The sequence below is a fragment of the Pseudomonas sp. ICMP 3272 genome (assembly GCF_001466905.1).
Lineage (GTDB): Bacteria > Pseudomonadota > Gammaproteobacteria > Pseudomonadales > Pseudomonadaceae > Aquipseudomonas > Aquipseudomonas amygdali.
Map to the genome: position 1 here is coordinate 76,112 of NZ_LKEK01000024.1, position 20,315 is coordinate 96,426.

Annotated in this window: 18 protein-coding genes; 15 read left to right on the top strand and 3 right to left on the bottom strand. The window is 57.0% G+C overall.

From position 1 onward, the window contains the following. Nucleotides 1–77: 77 nt before the first annotated feature. Complete coding sequence (gene cysC, locus AO068_RS03465; protein WP_058407659.1) at nt 78–680, bottom strand: adenylyl-sulfate kinase; 603 nt, start codon at nt 678–680, stop codon at nt 78–80. 217 nt (nt 681–897) lie between these two features. On the opposite strand from cysC, the gene AO068_RS03470 reads away from it, so the two are divergent. Further along, nucleotides 898–2,349, top strand: a complete 1,452-nt coding sequence (locus AO068_RS03470) for an iron-containing redox enzyme family protein (RefSeq protein ID WP_058407698.1) — start codon at nt 898–900, stop codon at nt 2,347–2,349. Further along, complete coding sequence (locus AO068_RS03475) at nt 2,346–3,290, top strand: N5-glutamine methyltransferase family protein (RefSeq protein WP_058407660.1); 945 nt, start codon at nt 2,346–2,348, stop codon at nt 3,288–3,290. The genes AO068_RS03470 and AO068_RS03475 overlap by 4 nt, the downstream gene beginning before the upstream one ends. 263 nt (nt 3,291–3,553) lie before the next feature. Here AO068_RS03475 and AO068_RS03480 read toward each other — a convergent pair whose 3' ends face one another. After that, nucleotides 3,554–5,407 (bottom strand): type VI secretion system Vgr family protein, encoded by a 1,854-nt coding sequence (locus AO068_RS03480; RefSeq protein ID WP_058407661.1) that lies wholly within the window; start codon nt 5,405–5,407, stop codon nt 3,554–3,556. Nucleotides 5,408–5,600: 193 nt separating this feature from the next. On the opposite strand from AO068_RS03480, the gene AO068_RS03485 reads away from it, so the two are divergent. From AO068_RS03485 to AO068_RS03540, 13 genes are all read left to right on the top strand, one after another. Further along, the gene (locus AO068_RS03485; protein WP_063611893.1) at nt 5,601–6,614 is read left to right on the top strand and encodes a hypothetical protein; all 1,014 of its coding nucleotides are present in this window, start codon (nt 5,601–5,603) and stop codon (nt 6,612–6,614) included. Beyond that, nucleotides 6,611–7,165 (top strand): hypothetical protein, encoded by a 555-nt coding sequence (locus AO068_RS03490; RefSeq protein WP_044423902.1) that lies wholly within the window; start codon nt 6,611–6,613, stop codon nt 7,163–7,165. The genes AO068_RS03485 and AO068_RS03490 overlap by 4 nt, the downstream gene beginning before the upstream one ends. A 117-nt stretch (nt 7,166–7,282) precedes the next feature. Beyond that, on the top strand, nt 7,283–7,405 hold the full coding sequence (locus AO068_RS29620; protein ID WP_147467855.1) for a transposase: 123 nt from the start codon (nt 7,283–7,285) through the stop codon (nt 7,403–7,405). Between the two features lie 247 nt (nt 7,406–7,652). After that, nucleotides 7,653–9,797 carry a TonB-dependent receptor gene (locus AO068_RS03495; protein WP_235592586.1) on the top strand — a complete coding sequence of 715 codons (2,145 nt, stop codon included), beginning with the start codon at nt 7,653–7,655 and terminating at the stop codon, nt 9,795–9,797. After that, nucleotides 9,797–10,576, top strand: coding sequence for an ABC transporter ATP-binding protein (locus AO068_RS03500; RefSeq protein ID WP_044324359.1), 780 nt, complete (start codon nt 9,797–9,799; stop codon nt 10,574–10,576). Before AO068_RS03495 ends, AO068_RS03500 begins: the two co-directional genes overlap by 1 nt. Nucleotide 10,577: 1 nt before the next feature. Continuing rightward, on the top strand, nt 10,578–11,537 hold the full coding sequence (locus AO068_RS03505) for an ABC transporter substrate-binding protein (protein WP_058407663.1): 960 nt from the start codon (nt 10,578–10,580) through the stop codon (nt 11,535–11,537). Further along, nucleotides 11,534–12,574 carry a FecCD family ABC transporter permease gene (locus tag AO068_RS03510; protein WP_058407664.1) on the top strand — a complete coding sequence of 347 codons (1,041 nt, stop codon included), beginning with the start codon at nt 11,534–11,536 and terminating at the stop codon, nt 12,572–12,574. The genes AO068_RS03505 and AO068_RS03510 overlap by 4 nt, the downstream gene beginning before the upstream one ends. Before the next feature lie 177 nt (nt 12,575–12,751). Then, entirely contained in the window at nt 12,752–14,080 is a 1,329-nt protein-coding gene (locus tag AO068_RS03515; protein ID WP_058407700.1) for a UDP-glucose dehydrogenase family protein, read from the top strand. Continuing rightward, nucleotides 14,077–15,072 (top strand): NAD-dependent epimerase, encoded by a 996-nt coding sequence (locus tag AO068_RS03520; protein ID WP_058407665.1) that lies wholly within the window; start codon nt 14,077–14,079, stop codon nt 15,070–15,072. Before AO068_RS03515 ends, AO068_RS03520 begins: the two co-directional genes overlap by 4 nt. Before the next feature lie 11 nt (nt 15,073–15,083). Continuing rightward, entirely contained in the window at nt 15,084–15,827 is a 744-nt protein-coding gene (locus AO068_RS03525; RefSeq protein ID WP_010213812.1) for a glycosyltransferase family 2 protein, read from the top strand. Further along, a complete protein-coding gene (locus tag AO068_RS03530) occupies nt 15,824–16,108 on the top strand; it encodes a lipid-A-disaccharide synthase N-terminal domain-containing protein (RefSeq protein ID WP_010213815.1) in 285 nt (94 codons plus the stop codon). Before AO068_RS03525 ends, AO068_RS03530 begins: the two co-directional genes overlap by 4 nt. Further along, complete coding sequence (locus AO068_RS03535) at nt 16,105–17,634, top strand: ArnT family glycosyltransferase (protein WP_010213817.1); 1,530 nt, start codon at nt 16,105–16,107, stop codon at nt 17,632–17,634. The genes AO068_RS03530 and AO068_RS03535 overlap by 4 nt, the downstream gene beginning before the upstream one ends. Before the next feature lie 41 nt (nt 17,635–17,675). Then, nucleotides 17,676–18,680, top strand: coding sequence for an SdiA-regulated domain-containing protein (locus tag AO068_RS03540; RefSeq protein WP_058407666.1), 1,005 nt, complete (start codon nt 17,676–17,678; stop codon nt 18,678–18,680). 54 nt (nt 18,681–18,734) lie between these two features. Here the strand turns inward: AO068_RS03540 and AO068_RS03545 are convergent, their stop codons facing one another. Next, the gene (locus AO068_RS03545) at nt 18,735–20,312 is read right to left on the bottom strand and encodes a carbohydrate porin (protein WP_058407667.1); all 1,578 of its coding nucleotides are present in this window, start codon (nt 20,310–20,312) and stop codon (nt 18,735–18,737) included. Nucleotides 20,313–20,315 lie beyond the last annotated feature (3 nt).

Below are 20,315 nucleotides of genomic sequence, written 5' to 3' on the forward strand. Positions count from 1 at the left end.
TGTTCAGCCTTTCCGACCGCTTGCAGCAAAACGCCGATGTATCGATGATACTGAACCCTGCAGGTGAGGCAGCCAGCTTATGTATTCAGGCTGAGCAGCCGTAAAACTTGCTTAAGACAGTCGTCAATTGCTAATCGACTGGTATCAAGACACAGGGCGGCGCCAGCAGGCGGTTCGTAGGGGGCGCTGATGCCGGTAAAGTCTTTCAACTCGCCTGCCAACGCCCGGCGATAGAGCCCTTTGGGGTCACGCTGAATGCAGGTTTCAAGCGGTGTGCTGACAAACACTTCGATGAAGCGCTCGTGGCCAATGATCGAGCGAGCGGTTTCCCGGTCGGTCTCATAGGGCGAAATGAACGACGAGACAACGATCAGGCCTGCGTCATTCATCAATCGGGCGACTTCAGCGATGCGCCTGATGTTCTCCGAACGGTCTGCCGCAGCAAAACCCAGATCCCGGCACAAACCCTGACGTATGTTGTCGCCATCCAGGGTGTACGCAAGCCTGCCACGGTCCATCAACGCTCGCTCCAGCGCAAACGCTATGGTGGATTTTCCGGAGCCGCTGAATCCGGTCAGCCAGACTGTTTTCGGGGTTTGCTTCAAATGCTGCTCACGGTCTGTCGAGGACACTTGGCTGGTTTGCCAGACAAGGTTCTGTACGCCATGTGAGTTGTCCATGATCGCCTGTTCCTGATGTGCACACAGAACCAGAATACATTTTTTCCGTGAGGCATTCGTGCTCATGGAATAACCACATTCGCCACCTATCGGCCCTCGGCAAAATACGCTGAATTTCCCCGTATCACGGTACTCACTTATCTACGCTGCATAGAAAAACAGAAAGTCCCGCGTGACCGCGTCAATCGTGATTTTCAACTGCCGAGGTACGATTTTCATGACGTCTCTTCAAGTGATGAACGGCAATGCCGTCGTCAAAACCGTCGTTGAAGAAGCCTGTTCAAAAACCGTCTATCAATCATGGATGAGTGAACGTGCTCCAGAATATCAACACGATGCGGTCATGTTTCTGAATCACTGCCTGGCCCTGGCCGAGCGGGAAAACTGCGACCTTCCGGCTCAGCCTGAAACGCTGGAACACTGGATGGAGCAGAACGTAGGGGTCGTAGCCGATCACTATGCGCTCTATCTTGAACAACGTCGCGCCGGACAACCCAGGCGATTTTTCAAGACCAAGGCTCAAGCGATGTATTTCATTCAGCAGGTCGCGCCGACCAAGCTGGTTGACGGCGCATGGCTGTATGGCTTGCTGCCGCATTGGGCAGACTACCGTTTTCACGGCCTGATTCGTACTTACCTGGAAGAACTGGGTGACGGCGAACAGGCGCAGAATCATGTCTCCCTGTACCGCAAGTTACTGGCTGATCTGGACTGCGACACCAGCGCCCCACTGGCAGATGACGCCTACCTGCAAGGCGCCATTCAGCTGTCGCTCGGGCAACTGAGCGAGCAGTACCTTCCCGAGGTGATTGGTTACAACCTGGGCTATGAACAGCTGCCGCTGCATTTGCTCATCACATCGTTCGAACTGAATGAACTGGGCATCGACCCTTATTACTTCACGTTGCATGTGACGATCGATAACGCCAGCACCGGCCACGCACGCAAGGCTGCGCAGAGCGTTCTTGAGCTGTTGCCTGTGGGCCAGGAGCGTGACGAGTTTTATCGCCGTGTCGCCAATGGCTACCGACTGAACGAGTTGGGCATGGGCTCTACCCAGGTCATCCAGTCGTTCGATCTGGAGCAGGAAGTGATCGCCATGCTGGAGCGCAAGCGGACCTTTGGTCAGCACATGCATTCCGACTATTGCCGTCTGGACGGCAAGACAGTCAACGAATGGCTCGCAGAACCCGACCAGATCCCGGAGTTTCTCGCCGTGCTGCAAAACAGGGGCTGGATCAAGCGTCACGAAGACCCTCTCAATAGCCGCTTCTGGAAACTGTTTGAAGGGGTCGGTGCACCGATGTTCGGCGTGTTCAATGGCTACGAAAAGCAATTGGTGCACGACTGGATCGCCGGCGAATGGCTGTCGGATGGCAGCGCTCAGCAGCCTGTCGGCAAGCGGCTGCCGGAAGCATTTCGATCCCGTTTCCGCAATCTGCAAGGCGGCGCTCAGCCATCGCCGGTTCTTGCCGTGCCTGCGTCGGCGGATGCTGACCCGGATGTGCGCGAGCTGCACATGAAACTCGAGTCGGCAGCAGCGTCCGAGAAGATGTCTACGTTGATCGAAAGCATGTCCCCGGCAAGGCACGCGTCGGCCGCCGGGCTACATGCCACTCGCCTGTTTGTCAGCAGCATGGCCGAGCGAGTGACAGGAGCCCGCCCATGAGTCATTCATTGCCCGACAGCGCCGCGCTGATTGCGCTCGCCCAGCGCCTCAAAACCAATGGCTATCGTTTCATCACGCCCACGCCGTTGACTCATCAACACGTCAATCAACGCCCGGAAAACCGCATTGCTGCGTCACTGCGGGATGTCTTCGGCTGGAGCCGTACGATACCGGAATCCATGCTTCCGGTTGCAGAGGCTCAAGGGTTGTTGGAAGCCGGTATTCTTCAACGCAGTGAAGACGGCTTGAAGAGCCGGGTGAGATTTTCAAGCCTGGATGACTTGTTACTGGTGCATTCCGCATTTCCTACCGGCGATGAAGACTCGGTGTTTTTCGGTCCGGATACCTATCGCTTTGCGCACTCCATCAATCGCCATCTGCAAGGCACTTCGCACCCGATCAACCGCGCCGTCGACATCGGCTGTGGCACCGGTGCTGGTGCCCTGCTGATCGCAGTTGCGCGCCCGCAGGCGCAGGTCTGCGCCGTCGACATCAACCCCAAGGCCCTGCATTTCGCTCAGACCAACGCCAAGGTGGCCGGGCTGGAAAACATGCAATGCTGCCACAGCGATATCCTCTCGGGCCTGACAGGCAACTTCGACCTCATCGTTGCCAACCCGCCGTACATGAAAGACGCCAAGCGCCGCGCCTACCGCCACGGCGGTGACGCATTGGGCGCGGACCTGTCAGTGCGCATCCTGCGCGAATCGCTGGATCGCCTTACCCCGGGCGGCTCGTTGGTGCTCTATACCGGTGTGGCCATGGTGGGCGAGCACGACCCGTTCTTCGAGGCCGTGCGCGATGATATCGATCATGCGGCCCTGGCATGGACCTACCGCGAACTGGACCCGGATGTGTTTGGCGAAGAGCTGCTTGAAGAGGGTTACGAAGACGTGGACCGTATTGCAGCGGTGGAGTTGGTGGTAACAAGGCGGGCATGAGTAGCCAGAACCATGCAGCCTAGGTTCTGTACGAAAAGTCGGCGAGCGAAGGTCAGGCAAGGCAAAAACAGGCGAGGAACGGCCGGGGTCGCGCTCGACTCTACGTGTTGTAAATGAGCATTCCGATCGGACTCGCGCTCGAGCCTGTTTTTCGCAACATCACCGAGCGCAGCCACTTTACGTATAGAGCCTAGTGCCCCCTGAGCCAAAAGCCTTTCTTAAATACGATCATAAATACTGGTGCTGGTCATCGGCTCGCTACCTCAGTCATTGACTCTGACCGGCGCGCCGGTGATTTGAGTTGTGCCCTTGCTCACTGTGGTAATGGCGTTGCCTTTGATCTCGATTCCGTCCGGCGTAAGGGTGATACTGCTTTCGCCTACCTGAAGAATGATGTGCTGCTTGGCATTGACCTGGATGAACTGGTTATCAACCTGAATCGTCAGTGAGCCTTCCTGAACATTCATCACAGCGTCTTTCTTGATGATCTCGGTTTGCATGCCATCAATTGTCATCAAGCGGTTGTTACCGACTTTGTGCGTCTCGTCGAATTCAATCTCGGTGTCCATGTTGCGCTCGGCGTGCATGATGACTTGCTCAGCACCGGCCTTGTCTTCAAAGCGAAAGAAGTTCGCTGTGCCGCCATGGCCTTTCATCGACCGGGTCAGGAAGCCACTTTGAGTCTTGTTGGCCGGGAGAGACCATGGCGGCGTGTTCTGGCTGTTGTAGAGACTGCCCATGATCAGCGGGCGGTCAGGGTTACCGTCGAGGAATACCACTACGACTTCGTCGCCGACACGAGGGATCTGAATGCTGCCGAAACCGCCGCTGGCACCGGATTGGGCAACGCGGACCCAGCAGGAGCTTTTGTCGTCGAACTGGCCATAGCGGTCCCAGTGGAACTGCACTTTTACACGGCCCATTTCATCAGTGTAGATTTCTTCGCCGGGGGGGCCGACGATGATGGCGGTTTGCGGGCCGCGGATTGCAGCCCGCGGTGTAGAAAGTCTATGCCTGTAAGGGATCTTACGACGGATGCACTCAAATGAATTCTGGTAACCGGGCTCACCGTGACTGAGATAGTTGTTCTGGCCTGAGTGATTTACGCTCAGCAATAAAAACTGCCTGTCCTCCTGGCTATCTTGGTCATGATCGTAGTGCTGCGTCAGCTCAAAGAAATATCCAGGCTCCATGACACGGCAGTTACTGGAACCCGAAAACTGCTTGCCTAATACCTCCATCGCCTCTAGCCGGTTTCGGGCTTTTTGTTGGCCATCTTCAAGATCAGTGTAACCGTATACCCCCTCATAATCGAAGGTTTCAAACTCTCCCACCTCGCCCTGTTTGGCGATTGATTTCATCTGTACCAGTTGCGGATCTCTGGGCTGTTTATAGTCGAAAGACTTCATGGCCAACTGAGTAGGCTGTAGGTTACGAGAGGATGACCACGTGGTGATCGAGTCAGCCTCTTCGGTGACAGATGCGCGATGATACCGAATGACGGGTTGAGCAGGCAGCGCAGGAAGATCGCGACTGTCATCCATGATCATCATGCAGTGTTCATCTTGGGAATGTTGAAACGTAAAAAATAAACCTTCAGCTTCGAGGAGACGAAGAATAAAATTTAAGTCTGACTCCATATACTGAGTACAGTAACTCATTTTCTTTAGAGGACGAGTCAGACGAAACTCAAATACTGCGAGGCTCTGATAATAGGAAAAAATTTCCCTTACAACCTCTTCTACTGTTTTGTCCTGAAAAACGCGCGAATCACTGCGCCTGCTAAGCAGCCAGACCCACGGCACCAGCCGCGCATGATAGCTGGCGACGCCTCCATCGGCCCCCAAATGCACGAAGTCCGATACGTGAGCACTAAGATGACGCACATTTCCATCAGCAAGGGTGAGACCGAGGGAAACCTTCTTGCCCACAAGCTTTTTCAACTCAATTCGAGCGTCACTTGATATCAGCGTGGCCTCAAACGCAAAAAGTTCAGAAATCGCTTCACGTCCTGAAAAATTTTCCAGACGCAGCTCTTGCTCGGGAGGCAGTGGCGAGTCAAAGGTGATTAGTCGACTGTTCTGCTGAGTCAACTGTTCCAGTGCATTAAAAATCATCTGTGCATCCTGCAATAAAGTCTGGAAGTGAATAATGAGACCGCCTGAGCTCTTATCTGTCAAGCTGCGCAGAGAGAGGATGTGACTTGAGCCAGATGACGGCAGGAAATTATTTTTGTAACATTTTTAACAAAGGCGCAGTTTGACCAGGATGCTGTCCGAGTTTACATTTGCGAAATTCAGGGAGGACACGATGGGACTGACCAACGAACAGGCTCAAAAGCTCGAGCATGACCTAGACACAAATCATACTGAAATGATTGTGCTGACCCTTCAGGACGCCAATCGCCTGGCGGCAGGCATCAGTTCCCCGCACGAAGGATCCACACAAACGCATTGGCTGTGCCCACGGACTGATAAAGAACTACTGGATGGGGGGTGGGGCTGTACCAAGTCGCTTTACCAGAGCACTGCGCATCAGTGGGTTAATACCAACTGGGTAGTGCCTACCGGAATGGCAGCCCGTGATACATTTAAGTTAGGGCAACTGTGGAAGCGCATCGGAGGCTATAAGACCCGACTTAAATATACAATAGTCAATGGTAAGGAGTACGTTATCATCACGGGCAGGCCAGGACTAAGATCGGTGCTCAAGGGAACACGATATTTAGCTCAAAATGCGAAGCTTATTGAGGTAGGTATAGGTAAATACAGCCTCAATGGCGAGGCCATAAAGGGTTTTAAACTTTCCGCCTATGTCGCGGTAGGAATAGAATTATTTGAGCACTTTCTCTCTGACGAAAGTGTCATGTCTGACCTTTTCGTCGGCGTCGGCGTTGAGTTGGTCAAAGCGGGTATCGCAACGGCTGTCGGCTATGCAGCCGCAGGTATCGCCGGTGTTTTCATAGGATCAGCAATAATACCTGTCGCTATCGGCGTGGCATTTGTTTTCGCAGCCAGTTATTTTTTAAACGTGATAGACAATAACAATGGAATCAAGAGCGGCTTAAAAGAACAGGTACGCCTCTACACTGACTATACAATCAACCACTTAGAAGAGCTCGGTGAAACCCTAAAAAAAATCAATCCTGACAACATAAGAAACTCAATAAGAAGCCTTCCTGACAATCTTATTGATGCCTTGATGAGCGAAGCGGAAAAAGCCGCCAAAGACTGGTTCAAACGCAATGTCACCGATCAAATAATGCCCAACTTACCAGTCCCTGAACTCCCACGCCTAGGACAATTTAGGCTACCTAAGCTATGAAAAAAGTTAAAAGTGCATCCATCGACTCACTTCCCAAATACTTTCGCCTCATCACCGTGTTGGGGCTTTTACTGGCTATCCTGCTACTGGCCAGCGCCGTATATATAATTGTCGACGGCGTGACACCCGTCTATGGACGCCTCTGGAGAAACGCTCCGATCATAGAAGTTCAATATATAGCCTATGCCCTTCTTGCCGCGCCGTTTATTGCGATATTGATGGGATATGCTGCAATAGCGGCATTTACCACGCGAAAGGTTTTTTCTCCAGAACCCGGTACGCGTGCTGCAAAATTTCAAAGTGTAATGTTTAAGCTCTTCTTGAAAACGCTTCTGTATGTATCTCTTCCTCTGCCTATATTAACCACACTGTGGCTCGTATCGACCGGTTACTCGTTATGCAATGATCTGAGACCTTCAGGCTCTGGCTGGCAAACATTCTGGGTAAATAATCAAAATGCCTGCTTCAAACCCGACACTTATATTAATGATCACTGGCCATGTAAAGTGGTCGATGGTAAAAAAATGTGCCTTCAGGCAGATGGTCGCTAGTGTGCTGATTTCGAAATCTGTCAAATGTGGACATAAAAGTCGCCGTGTCCGATCCCTTGCTTTTTTCTGAATCGACACGGTAAACACGTGAAAATCCTTTGCTGAGAGCACAACGGCCTGTGCCTTCGGTTCAAGCACCTTGAGTCGGGGCGTTTCAACGCCTCTCTCGATGAGATGCATGAGGCAATTGCGTTGACGGTCCAGGAACTTAACTGGTTACTGGATAGATTTGATTTCTGACGTAACCGTCCACACAAGGTTTTGACTCTACGATTTTTCGCATGACTTAACTCAAGTCATGGAAGCGATGCCCGAACACCTCCCTGGCGGCCCCGCTCTTCTGAAAGAGATTCTGCATTCGCCAGCGCTATAGATCGAACCGCCCCCACCCCTTGAAGATTAGTAAGCGGGTATGCCGGCCTACAAATGTTATGTTATAACAATTAAAGGTTACCAAACGCAGTCCTCCAAAGCGACCCTTCAATCCATGATCAGCCCTCGTTTCCATTCCCGCCGTGCAGTCGCAACGCTCTGCCTGCTGGCCAGCAGCGCGAGCTACGCAAACGCTTCCGAACAGGTCGAGCTTGCTCCGTCCACGATTAACGCTACGGCCCTGTCGCAAGATGCAGAGCATCTCGATTCAGTTACGCATGCGGGTTCTCGCCTGCCATTGACGGCCTTGCAGACCCCGGCCAGCACCAGCTCGCTCGATGGCGACGAGGTTCGCAGTCGCGGTGACGCCAATGTGCAGCAGGCCGTGGCCCGCAGCCCCGGCATCACGGCGATCGGTACGCCCGGCGACGGAGGCACGGCGTTGTCCGCGCGTGGTTTCACAGGTCAGGGCTCGGTGATGCAATTGTATGACGGCAGCCGCATGTACAGCGCCATGGGCACCGTCACCATGCCGGTCGATACCTGGGCAATCGACCGCATTGAAGTGCTGCGCGGCCCGGCCTCCGTGCTCTATGGCGAAGGTGCTACCGGGGCAGTGATCAATGTCATCCCCAAGAAGCCTTTTGAAGGCGATATCGAAAACCACCTGCGCCTTGGCTACGGTTCGTACGATAGCCAGCAAACTGCGCTGGACAGCGGCGGCTCGTTAACCGATCAATTGAGCTATCGCTTGAACCTCAATCAGCTGCGCAGCAACGGCTGGATCAATGACGGCGACTCGCAAAGCACGTTCTTCAGCGGTGCCCTGCGCTGGCAGGCCAGCGAAGACCTGTCGTTCACCCTCGCCCATGACGGCGGCAATCAGCGCCCGATGAACTACTTCGGCGTGCCGATGATCAACGGCCGTTACCACGAAGGCTTGCGAGACAAGAACTACAACATCGAGAACGACAAGCAACATTACGATGACCAATGGACGCGGCTGACCACCGACTGGCAGATCTCCGACCGGCTCACTTCATCCAACCAGCTTTACTACCTGACCTCGCACCGACGCTGGCAGAACGCCGAAAACTACAACTGGGACGCTGCCACTCAGCAGCTGTCGCGCAGCGGCTATTTCGGCATCAAGCACAATCAGGAGCAGGTGGGAGATCGACAGACGTTCACCTTCAAACACAGTCTGGGCGGGCTGGATAGCCAGAGTGTGCTGGGAATGGACGTCAACCGTATCCGCTTCAAGTTGACCAACAATTCCCCCTACAACGATGTGAATCCGGCGGGAGACCCCATTGATATCGAACATCCCGCACCGGGCAATTTTCAGAGTGCGTCGCCCTATTCGGAGCTGTTCAAAAGCACGACCCGACAACTGTCGGTCTTCGGGGAAAACCGCACGCAACTGAGCGAGCAACTCTCGATAATCACAGGCGTGCGGCGTGACTACGTGGATATCGAACGCAACGCCCTGCGTGACGACAGCCGCACAGAAAAGGACCTGATCGGCAACAACTGGAAAATCGGACTGGTTTACGCGCTGACGCCGGACAGTTCTGCCTACGCTCAATACTCGACCAGCACCGATGGCGTTGGCAGCCTTGTCTCTCTCAACCCCACACAGCAACAATTCGACCTGGCCACCGCCAGGCAATCGGAGGTAGGTTTCAAACAGTCACTGTGGGACCAGCGCCTGGAGTGGACGCTGGCGGCTTACCATATCGTCAAGAAAAAGCTGCTCACCACCGATGCCGGCAATCCTGACCTCACCCAACAGGTAGGCCAGCAGTCTTCCGACGGGCTTGAGGCCAGCATGAAGCTGCAACTGCCACAGGACTGGGCCCTGACCGCCAACGCGGCCTTCGTTCGTGCACGCTATGACCAATTTGATCAGAGCGTAGCGGGCGTGGCCGTCTCGCGTGACGGCAATACGCCCGTCGATGTGCCAAAGCGCACGGCCAACCTGTGGCTCGACAAACAGCTCGGCAGTGCTGTGCAGATTGGCGCCGGGCTGCGCTACGTCGACAGCCGATACGCCGATATCGCCAACACCCGCGAACTGCCCGCCTACACCGTGGCCGACGCCAGCCTGTCATGGAAAGCACTGCGCAATACCACGCTCGGCTTGCAGGCGCGCAATCTGTTTGATCGGCAATACGCAGCGAGTCAGTACAACGAAGGCCAGCAATGGATTCTGGGTGAACCCCGCTCGCTGTACGTGACTGCGGACCTGAGTTTCTGATGCTCGCGCTAGAGCGTCTCGCGTGGGCACCGGAACAGGCGTCGGTCTGCGCGCACGAACACTTCGCCCTGAAAGATATCGACCTGCAAATCGCTGCCGGCGAGTTTGTCGGCCTGATCGGTCCCAATGGCAGCGGCAAGACCAGCCTGCTGCGTTGTGCATTCCGCTACAGCCGTCCGCACAGCGGCAAGGTCGCGATCAGCGCTCACGATATCTGGTCCCGCAGCCCACGCTGGTGCGCCAGGCACGTAGCAGTGGTTGCCCAGGAGTTTCCCGATGCATTCGGCCTGACACTGCTGGATGTAACGAGCATGGGCCGCGCGCCTCATCAGGGCTTCTTCGCTGCGGACAGCGCCCACGACCGCGCGATTGTGCAGAGTGCTTTGAACGCCGTAGGGCTGGCGGGCTATGAACAGCATCGGTTCGACACATTGTCCGGCGGCGAGAAACAGCGTTGCCTGCTGGCGCGGGCACTGGTGCAAGAACCTCGGTTGATGGTGCTGGACGAGCCGACCAATCACCTCGACCCGCGCCATCAACTGGAACTGCTGGGGCTGGTCAAGCAGCTCGGCGTGGCGACGCTGGCCAGTATCCATGACCTGAATCTGGCGGCGGCATTCTGTGATCGCCTGTGTGTCATTCATCACGGCAGGCTCATTGCGCAAGGCACGCCCCAGGAAGTGCTGACCCCGGAAATGCTGCTCCACGTATTCGGCGCCAAGGCGCTGGTCGACAGCCACCCTCTGCGTGATTACCCGCGCATTACCTGGATACCCTGAAATGAACGCCCTGCTCACCCGCCTGGCTTTGATCACCTTGTTGTGCAGCCCGATGGTGCAAGCGCAACCCAGCGCCTACCCCGTCACCGTGCAAAGCTGCGACCGCTCGGTGACCTTCACGGCTGCGCCGCAGCGTGCAGTCAGCAACGATGTAAACCTCACCAAAATGATGGTTGCCCTGGGCTTGCAATCACACATGGTCGGCTACAGCGGCATCACCGGCTGGAACAAACCTGATCAGGGCCTGCTGCGCGACCTTGGCAATCTGCCCGAGCTGGCCAGCAAATACCCGTCTCTGGAAACACTGCTCAATGCCAACGCCGACTTCTATTTTGCCGGCTGGAACTATGGCATGCGGGTGGGAGGCGACGTCACGCCGCAGAGCCTGGCCCCATTGGGTATTCAGGCCTATGAGCTGACCGAGTCCTGCGCGCAGATAATGCCGCGCGCTGAAGCGACGCTTGCGGATGTCTACAACGACTTGCTGAACCTGGGCCGGATATTCGACGTACAGGCTCGCGCAGAGACGCTGGTTGCGCAAATGCGCCACAGCGTAAGCAAGGTTCAGGCAAGCGTGGCAGGCAAATCGCCGCCCAGGGTTTTCCTGTATGACAGCGGTGAAGACCGGCCCATGACCGCCGGGCGGCTGGCAATCCCCCAGGCACTGATCAGCGCCGCGGGCGGGCAGAATGTCATGGGCGACGTCGCGGCCAGCTGGACTCACGTCAACTGGGAGTCGGTTGTGCAAAGCAACCCCGAGGTTATCGTGATCGTCGACTACGGCGAAGTCAGCGCCGCGCAGAAACAGCACTTCCTTGAAAGCAACCCGGCGCTGCAATCCGTCGACGCGATCCGCAACCGACGCTATGTCGTGCTGCCCTACGTGGCGGTGACGCCAGGCATCGACAACGTCGCGGCCATCGAGACGCTTGCAGCGGCATTTCATGACGTGACGCGATGACCCTGGCGCAGTGGCTGACCGAGCACCCTCGCCGTTACACGGGGTTGCTGATCACTCTGACGCTCGTGCTGCTGCTCTCATGCCTGGTGTGCATCACCTTCGGCGCGGCCCCTGTGCCGTTGAACCGGGTGATGGATATCCTGATGTTCAAGCTGTTCGGCGCGAGCGAAAACCCACCCCTCTGGACCGCGGGACAGGAAACCATCGTCTGGCTGATACGCACGCCACGTGTGTTACTGGGCGCGCTGGCAGGCGCGGGACTGGCGCTGATCGGCAGCGTCCTGCAAGCCGCGACGCGCAACCCGCTGGCCGACCCTCACCTGCTGGGAGCGACCTCGGGCGCGACACTCGGCGCAGTTATCGTGGTCATGCATGTAGGGGAAGTGCTTGGCACGCTGACATTGCCACTGGCTGCATTCGTCGGCTCGCTGGTCAGCCTGTGCCTGGTGCTGTGGCTGGCCAGCCACAAAGGCCGCCTGGACAGCCAACGCCTGCTGCTCGGCGGCGTGGCCGTGTCCTTTGTAATGATGGCGATCGCTAACCTGTCGTTGTTTCTGGGCGATCACCGCGCCAGCTCCTCAGTGCTGTTCTGGATGCTCGGCGGGCTGGGGCTGGCGCGCTGGGAGCTGCTCGTTGTGCCACTGATCACGGTTCTGTCTGGCTGGGTTCTTTTGCAAGGGCTGGGTCGTTCCCTGAACGCATTGATGGGCGGCGATCAGACCGCCACAAGCCTTGGTCTGCAAGTACGCAACGTGCGCCTGCTGGTTTTCCTGATCGCCTCACTGATGACCGGCGTGCTGGTTGCACTGTGCGGCTCCATAGGTTTCGTCGGCCTGATGGTGCCGCACATCGCCAGACGTCTGGTGGGCTCGGAACATCGACGACTGTTGCCCGTCGCCACGCTTCTGGGTGCTTTATTGATGATCTGGGTGGATGTCGTCTCCCGCACGCTTATCGCGCCAGAGGATCTGCCTATAGGTATTGCGACGGCATTGTTGGGAGGGCTGTTTTTTATTTTCATGATGAAGCGAAGCTAGAGGCTGCCAACTGATCACTTGAAGTATGACCGCCCTTGGCTTTTTCACTACATGACAAACTCATGTCATCGTTTCTTAACACATTTATGACATTTATCTTGCGCTAGTTGTTCAAGACGCGTTCGGGCGCCTGAAACAAACCAGGCTCCTCAATTCATGGAGCAGAAGGAGCAGCACTTGAAAGTGACAGTGTTCGGAACCGGTTATGTGGGGCTTACCCTTGCCGCCTGCCTGGCGGAAGTGGGCCACACCGTATGCTGCATGGATGTCGACAGCAAACGCATTGATGCGCTGCGCGAAGGCATATGCCCTATATTCGAGCCCGGTCTTGGCGAACTTCTCCGCAACGGCCTGGACTGCAAAAGACTAAGTTTCACAACCGATGAAGTGCACGCCAGCCGCTTTGCAGAGTTGGTCTTCATCGCAGTTGGCACACCAGCGCAAGCCGACGGCAAGGCAGACCTGAGCCAGGTGTTTGCCGTGCTGCGCTCCGTGCTCAGACACGCTGACGGTGCTCGGATCATTGTCAACAAGTCCACTTCGCCCGTGGGGACAGTTGACCGCCTGCTCGCTGAAATCGCTGCCAGTCCACGACGCGATGACGGCTTTGAAGTGATCAGCAACCCAGAGTTTTTCAAGGAAGGCTGCGCGGTCAGTGATTGCCTGCGTCCGGATCGCATTATCGTCGGCGGGGCCAGCCCGCAAGCGCTGGAGCAGATGCGCGAGTTGTATCAGCCGTTCAGTCGCAACCGCGAGAAGTTTGTGATCATGGATGCCCGTAGCGCGGAACTGGCCAAGTACGCTGCCAACTGCCTGCTGGCGACCAAGATTTCGTTCATCAACGAGATGGCCAACCTGGCCGAACAGGTGGGTGCCGACATAGAACAGGTCCGGCTTGGCATTGGCTCCGACCCTCGCATTGGCTACGACTTCATTTACCCAGGCTGCGGCTTCGGTGGCTCATGCTTTCCCAAGGACTTGCAGGCGCTGATCGGCACAGCCAGCGAGAACGGGGTGGAGACAGCGCTGCTCAATGCTGTCGAACAGGTCAATCGCCGCCAGAAGCACCGTCTGTTTAAAAATATCCACGCTCATTATCACGGCGAACTCAAGGGCAAGGTCTTCGCTGTCTGGGGGCTGGCCTTCAAACCCAATACCGACGATATTCGCGAAGCATCCAGCCATGCCCTGCTTGAAGCACTCTGGGCAGCCGGTGCCAGGGTTCAGGCCCACGACCCGCAGGCGATCGAAGCTATCAGGCATCATTATGGCGAGCGTGATGACCTGCAACTGGTGCAGTGCAAGCAAGATGCTCTGGAAGGTGCTGACGCTCTGGTGGTGGTGACCGAATGGCAGGACTACCGGGTTCTGGATCTGGACCAGCTCGGCGAGAAACTGCGGGATCGAGCGGTTTTCGATGGCCGCAACCTGTTCGACCCGTCGCAATTGCGTGATGCCGGATTTGCCTACTATGGCATTGGTCGTGGCCAGGCGATCCAGCCATGACGGTGCTCGTGACAGGTGCTGCCGGATTCATTGGCTTCCATGTCGCCAAACGTCTGTGCGAGCTCGGTATAGCGGTCGTCGGCATCGACAACCTCAACGACTATTACAGCGTCGAACTTAAACAATCGCGACTGGCCATACTCCAGCGCTTGCCTGGTTTCACGTTCAACAGGCTGGACATCACCGATGCCGAAGGTCTGTCCGCCCTGTTCTCGCGCAATGAATTCGAACAGGTCATCCACCTGGCAGCCCAGGCCGGTGTGCGTTATTCGCTTGAGCAACCGAATGTTTATGCCCAATCCAACCTGGTCGGCTTTATCAACGTGCTCGAGGCCTGTCGGCAGTATCGACCCGCGCACCTGATCTACGCGTCGAGCAGCTCGGTCTACGGTGCCAATACGCGCATGCCGTTTCAGGTTGAGGATGCCGTCGACCGGCCGCTGTCCCTGTATGCCGCCACCAAGCGCGCCAATGAACTCACCGCCTACAGCTATTCCCACCTGTACGGCCTGCGCGCCACAGGGCTGCGTTTTTTCACTGTTTACGGACCTTGGGGCCGGCCTGACATGGCGCTGTTCAAGTTCACAAAAGCCATGTTGGCCGGGCAGCCTGTGGATATCTACAACCATGGCGAAATGGCCCGGGACTTCACTTACATCGACGATATTGTCGAAAGCATCCTGCGTCTGCGCTTGCTGCCGCCCGACACCGTTGGCAGCGAGCCGCCTCATCAACTCTTCAACATCGGCCGCGGTCAGCCCGTCAAGCTGCTGGAGTTCGTAGATTGCCTGGAGGCCGCGCTAGGCCTGCGCGCCGAGCGACGCTACCTGCCTTTGCAAGCAGGCGACGTATTGAAAACCTGGGCTGACGTCAGTGCGCTGAGCCAATGGATCGACTTTCAACCACAGGTCTCGGTTGACACCGGCGTCAGGGCCTTCGTCGACTGGTATCGGGAGCATTATCAGGCCCGGCTCTGTGTGCCACTTCAATAACAAGGACTTCCATGACCACGCCCACCTTTCTCTCCGTCGTGATACCGGCCAAAAATGAAGCCGATAACCTGCCCAGCCTGATAAAAGAGATTTGCACAGCGCTGGACGGTGAGCGCTACGAGATCCTGGTCGTTGATGACGGCAGCACAGACGACACCTTGAAAGTGCTGACTCACCTCAAGGACAGCGGGCTGACCGTGTTGCGGATCCTGCGCCACGAGCAGTCGCTCGGGCAGAGCACCTCGGTCTATCACGCGGCACTGGCGGCCAACGGCACCTGGCTGGCGACCCTGGACGGTGACGGTCAGAACGACCCTGCGGACATTCCAGGAATGCTGGCGTTGGTACGCGCTCACGAAGCAGGCCCCGGGGCGATCCAGCTGGTGGCAGGGCACCGTGTGAATCGTCGCGATACGGCCAGTAAACGCTGGGCCTCGCGATTCGCAAACGGCCTGCGCAGTCGCCTTCTCAAGGACGCTACCCCAGACACCGGTTGCGGTCTGAAACTGATTGAGCGAGCAGCTTTTCTGCGCCTGCCGTACTTCGACCATATGCACCGGTTCATTCCAGCGCTGATTCAGCGGCATAACGGCCGTATGGTCACGCACCCCGTCAACCACCGCCATCGCCAGGCCGGCGTGTCCAAGTACGGCAATCTGGACCGCGCACTGGTGGGCATTCTGGATCTGGTCGGCGTCTGGTGGCTGATCCGCCGGACCCGCCTGGATGTTGAAGCACAGGAACTGCGGTCATGAAACCGGACAACGAAACCTTCTGGCTGATCCTCGGCTTTGTCGGGCAGGCCGTCTTTACCGGACGCTTTGTCCTGCAATGGCTGTACAGCGAATTCAAGAAGCGCAGCATCATTCCGGTGGGCTTCTGGTACCTGAGCATGCTGGGCAGCACTATCTTGCTGGCTTACGCCATTTATCGACAGGACCCGGTCTTCATTGCCGGCCAGTCCTTTGGTCTGCTGGTGTACATGCGCAACCTGCAGCTGATCAGCCGACAGGCCAAGACACCCGAGGAGCAATGACGTTGCGAACTCAACTTTCGCCTCGCCTCGAGGGATGGCTACTGGTCGCACTGGCCGTTTTACTGGTCGGTGCCGGCCTGGGCCTGCGTCTACCGCAGAACGTGGACGAAGAACGTTTTCTGGGCGTTGCTCTGGAAATGCTGCAGAACGGCTCGTGGTTCGTCCCGCACAGGGCCGGGGAGATTTATGCCGACAAGCCGCCGCTGTTCATGTGGGCTACCGCATTCTTCATCTGGTTGACGGGCAGCCCGAACATCGCGCTTTACCTGCCCGGGCTGCTCTCTGCAGGCGCGACCACCGCAGTCCTCTACGATCTGGGCAGCCGTCTGTGGAACCGACGTATCGGACGGTACGCCGCCTTGCTGTTCCTGGCGACCTATCAGACCTACAGCATCCTGCGCACCGGACAAATCGATAGCTTCCTGTGCTTATGGATTGCGCTGGGCTTCTATGGGCTGGTTCGCCACTTGTTGCTCGGACCGGCCTGGGGCTGGTTTTATTTCAGCTGTGCGGCCATGGGCCTGGGCATTATCACCAAGGGCGTCGGTTTTGTTCCCGCATTGATGTTGATCCCTTACGCCTATGCCGCGCGTAAAGGCTGGTCCGGTGTCGTGGCCATGCCTGGACAGATAGGCCGCTGGGCGCTGGGTCTACTGGCGTTATTACTTGCATGCTGCCTGTGGCTGGTGCCGATGGTTATCTCGGTCGTGCGTGATGGCGGGCCGGAAGGCTTCGCCTATGTGCAGGAAATACTCTTGCACCAGACGGCTAATCGCTACGCCAGCGCCTGGGACCATCGCGAGCCATTCTGGTATTTCTTCGTCAAAGTCATCCCCCAGTATTGGCTGCCATTGGTGCTGGTGCTGCCCTGGCTGATCCCGGCATGGCGCCGACAACTGAGCAAGCGGGATGGCCGGGTTCTGGTACTGCTCGGCTGGGTCTTGCTGGTGCTGTTGTTCTTCAGCCTCTCCAGTGGCAAACGCAAGATCTACATCTTTCCGGCGCTGCCCGGTCTGGTACTGGTCGCTGCCCCCTTGCTGCCCTGGTTGTTGAAACGCTGGTTCCACGACCGCGTCAGGGCTGGGCGACTGGTCCCCGCAGTGGTGGTTGTCTGGCTCAGCCTGTGGTTCGCCAGAGGGTTCATCGAACCCGTCATAGAGGGAGAAAATCCACACAAGAGCCTGATGGAACAAGCCGCCAGCGTCACCCAGGGAGCCGACCTGGTACTGGTCAACTGGCGCGAGGGCCACTGGCTGTATGCACGCCAACCCATCGTGCATTTCGGTTTTGCCAAGCCGTCGGCAATCGAACAGTCAGCCCGTTGGCTACGAGAACATCCCGGCACCTTTGCTCTGGTCCCGGGTGAACAATTGGCCAATTGCTTCTTGCCGGAAAAAGCCCGGCCGCTGGGTCAGACCTCCAGAGCTGACTGGTTCATCGTCGATGCCGATGCCGACAACGGCCTGTGTAAACCGGAACCGCTCATGAAAGCCTATCGCTTCGCCTGGCAGCAGAATGTTGATTAATCACCCGCCCAGCCGCCCGACACGCGGGAGTGCCTGAAGCCATGCAGTTGGAAACGATCAAGGCAAAGCGGCTGACGTGGTCGAATGTCGCTCGAAGGCAGGTATCACTCGCACAGATAGTGCTGAGTGCAGGTGCTCTGGGGGTTCTGCTGCTGGCTTACGCCGTGTCGGCACACTTTCAGGTCCACCAACAGCTGTACCACTACGGCCGCACCTGGTTGAAGGGCAATACGGCAGCCGAAAAGAATATCTGGTTGCCGGATTTCCATGTGGTTATCGACGCCAAACCACTTGCCCCGGACGTCGCCAATATCTCCGGGATAACCTACGACTACGACAATGATCGACTGCTGGCAGTGACCAACAAAGGCCCCATGCAACTGCTGGCGCTGGACGCGAACGGCGACATAATCGCTCGTTACCCATTGATCGGTTTCGACGACACAGAAGGCTTGGCTTATCTGGGTAACGGTCGCATCGTGCTGTGCGATGAAGATCTTCAGCAACTGGACATCATCACGTTGCCGACGCAAGCACGCCCAATCCACGTCGAGGAAGCCCAGTTCATTGCGCTACTGATCAACCCAAGTAACCAGAACAAGGGATTCGAGGGCGTGACCTATGATCCTGCCAACGACCGCCTGTTCGCGATCAAGGAACGCGATCCGCGCCAGATGTTCGAGGTTTCCGGAGTTCTGCGCTCCATCGATCAGGGCCGTTTGCAGATCAAAATTGCCGACCGGCTGGACTGGATCACGAAAAGCGTCGCTGCACGCGACCTTTCAGACGGTTACTACGATCCGCGAACCGGTCATTTACTGCTGCTCAGCGATCAGTCACGTTCGATCACAGAACTGGACGGTAAAGGGCGTTTCGTCAGCATTCGATCACTGCTGGGTACATTTTCCGACCTCCAGAACAGCGCTCTCCAACCTGAAGGCCTGACCATGGATCGCGACGGCAACCTGTACGTCGTGAGTGAGCCAAATCTGTTTTACAAGTTTTCAAAAGTGCCGAAACAACCCGTTGAAGAAATCAGGCCCTGAGCGCAGCGATGAGTTGAGAGCCTGAATTTTCACTGGCACATCTGAACTACCGCACTAGAACCAGGTTTCCATCTGGATGCCGAACTGCCAGACACCACCGGAGTTGAAATCACTTTTGCCGAAGTTGCCGGTCGTGCTGTAGCGGTCCAGATCCGAAGACCAGTTCATGAGGCTTGCGAACACTCGCAATTCGGGACGCGTTAGCAGGTCACCCATGTCCGGCTTGAAGGTCGGCGCAACCGTGAACTTCCAGAAGTTGCCGTCGACTGCATTGCGTTGCAGGTAGCCTTTGGGGTCAAGGTCCATGGTTTGCCAACTCAACTCGTAGGCCATCTCGAAGTTACTGTTGATCTCGTTGGCCAGGCGCATGTTCAGCGTGAGCCAGCGGTAATCGTCGCCTTTGACGTAGCGGTCTTTGCTCTGCTCGGCCAGCAGGCTCGGGCCGATGCGCCATCCCGGAGCGATAGGTGTCTCGCCGTACATGGCCAGACGCACCGCGCGGGCGTCGTCGATCAGTTCGCCATCCGCGCCAATGTCCTTGACCTGAGCCCCCAGGCCCTGCCCATAGAGCAACGCCGTCTTGAAGAAGCCTTCCCTGCCGAAAAAGTCTTTCTGGTGATTGGCCAACATGGTGTGCAGGCCTGAATCTGCAGGCGCAAAACCCGCTTGATTGGTGCGCGTACCGACGTCGTTTTTCTTTGCGCCAATGGCGTTGAACATCCACTGCCATTGACCATTGGCGAAGAATTGGTTGGAGGTCAGGATGTAGCTTTCCACATCGGCATCGACGCCGCCCTCACTGAAATCTCCGTAGTTACGTCCAATCAGGGAATAGTTCGAGCGCCAGTCCTTGTTCATCTGCACATCGTAGATACCGCCACCGGTACCGGCCAGAAAGACCACGTCCGAGTCCAGCCAGTGGATATCGAAATTATCCCTGTCGAAGCGCTTGCCGGCCCACAGCGTGGCGTTCTCGAACACCGAATTACCCTTGAAGGCGGCAATGTGGTCGAGTTCGGTAAATACCTGACGCACGTTCAGGCTGCTTTCGGTGGCCGTCCAGTCGTTATAGCTTTCAACGCCGTCGGCGATGGAGACGGTGAATTTGGAACGCGTGCCGTTCTGCGCGTAGATTTCTTTCGACAGATCGAAGCGCATGTAGGTGTCGTCTTCGTTACCCAGCCGCCCGACCGCACCACCGACTGAACCTGCGGGGGTTGTATAAGGCCCACCGCGACCGCCGCCCAAACCGTCGTTGATCAATAGACCGGAGCGAGCGTAGCCCTTGAAGCTGAACCCGTCGGTGAGGTGTCCGGCACTGCCTGGCTTGTCCATGCTTTGCTGGCGGGCTTCGAGTTTTGCCACGCGATCATCCAGAGCCGGCTGTGAACTGGCCGCAACGGTGGACGCAGAAGTGGGTGCGGCAGGCTGCGCAACGGGGGTCGAGAGTTTGAGTTGCTGAAGTTCCCTGGCGAGCGCCTGGGTTTGCTGTTCGGCTGCGGCTGCACGTTTTTCCGCAGCGCTGGCACGGGCTTCGAATGCGGCCATCCGCTCTTCCAGAGTCGCGGCCTGAGAGACGGTTGTCGAGGTGCCGAGTACCCCTGCGAGTAGCCATCTTGATGCGTTCTGCATGTG